The organism is Pseudomonas sp. PA-1-6B, from assembly GCF_021609545.1.
Taxonomy (GTDB): Bacteria; Pseudomonadota; Gammaproteobacteria; order Pseudomonadales; family Pseudomonadaceae; genus Aquipseudomonas; species Aquipseudomonas fluorescens_BV.
The window spans coordinates 1-1,567 of sequence record NZ_WJZM01000122.1 but is presented as its reverse complement, the minus strand read 5'-3'; the positions used below and the strand labels follow the sequence as shown (position 1 = coordinate 1,567).

General features: G+C 48.4%; 1 protein-coding gene. It reads right to left on the bottom strand.

The annotated features are described in order from the left end of the window. Window positions 1-488 precede the first annotated feature (488 nt). Window positions 489-1,567, bottom strand: a 1,079-nt coding sequence (locus tag GIV35_RS27175; RefSeq protein WP_236265974.1) for a carbohydrate binding domain-containing protein, incomplete at its 5' end; no start/stop codon positions are given.

Genomic DNA, 1,567 nt, shown 5'->3' with positions numbered 1-1,567 from the left:
CGAAAGTGAGCCGCCGTCAGGGCGGAACCCTAAGTGGCCGTTACCGCAGGAATGGATATGTACACGGTCCAACTGTGTTGACTGTCAGGCCGTCTTCGCAGGCAAGCCAGCTCCCACATTTGGATCGCGGTGCGTCAGCTCGATCAGCGTCGGTTGTCAGTCCGTCCCGGGAGCAAGCTCCCTCGCCACAGGTCCAGCGGCGCGCCGAAGTTGTGTAGATACCTATGGCAATCACCAGCCTCTGGTGGCCGGGCAGACTGTCTTTGTCTTCGCCACCGGGGCGAAACAGGCTGACCCGTAACAAATTGAGAGCATACGAAACAGAATTATTTTGAATAAAACTGTACCGCACTGCCATGACACTGATTAATAAATCACTTGCCCTCTCTTAAATTTCGATAAGACTGCCCCTTACGCCATTCATATCAAGAAACATACGGAGCAGACTTATCTTTAAATAAGCCTGCCCCGCATCACCCTCCCTATCATCATAAAAGATGCAGGTAAATATTATCAATTTGTAAAGAACCAAGATTGGCGTCGTCTGTATCAAATACCAGCGAAACGCGTATAGATTTTCCTGAAGATTGTGTTCCCGCGGTAAAGGTCCCAATATATATGAACCACGCCCCCAGATTAGTATGATATGCCTTATATTGCGCATCCTCCACTAGCACCGTCGCAATGTAATTGGAACTGACGCGTTTCACTTCAAACGAGAAACTATACCTCCTGCCGGGCTGCAAATTGCTATAGTATTTATCCAGCCTTACTCTATAAGTGGAATCGCGCTTCAGCCCCAGGTCCAAGTAATAATTACCCTCTAGCAATTTAACTTCAGCTGATTGGCCAAAAGACATACTCCAGCCATTCATACTATAATTATTAAATGTCGTAAGATCATAAAAAGTGGCGGGTTTAACAAGAAAATACAGTGCATGTGGAAAGTAAAGTCTACCGATATGATCAGAAGTAAGTTTCGTGCTGAAATTCATTTGAAGAAGGGTGTTAAGGTCCAATTTCTTCAAGAAAAATTCATAACTTAAAGTAACTTCCCACCACCCTTGGCTGACCCACGTTGGATTCACCTTCGAGCTGCCACCATTCCAAATTTTAAGATTAAAAGGGGCTCCCCCCGAAACACCTCGGAGTTCAAGATATACCTCTGAACCAGAAGTGATAAACGGCCAGGTGCCGATCCGAATTGTCCTATTCGCCGTATCGCTTGAAAGATCCAATATTTTGGTTTGCGGGTCCGCCTCATTGATACGGACAATAGTATTGTCCAGCACGGTTGCCGGAATCGGCGTCACCGTCACCGTCAACACCTGGGACGATACAACCTTGCCGTTGCGGGTCACGTCGTACTTAAGGGTGAACTTAGTGTTGTAAGAAAACACGTTGGCGGCAATCGCGGCCTTGGTAATATCGAACGTGGCTTTGCCCGTCGCTACCCCATTCTTGGCCGGGATCACCGGAGAACCCGCTCCGGCCGTGCCCACCATCGTCACCTTGATGCTGTCTGTGGTGTACATCGGTGTGTACTCCACCGACACCGTACCGCCGT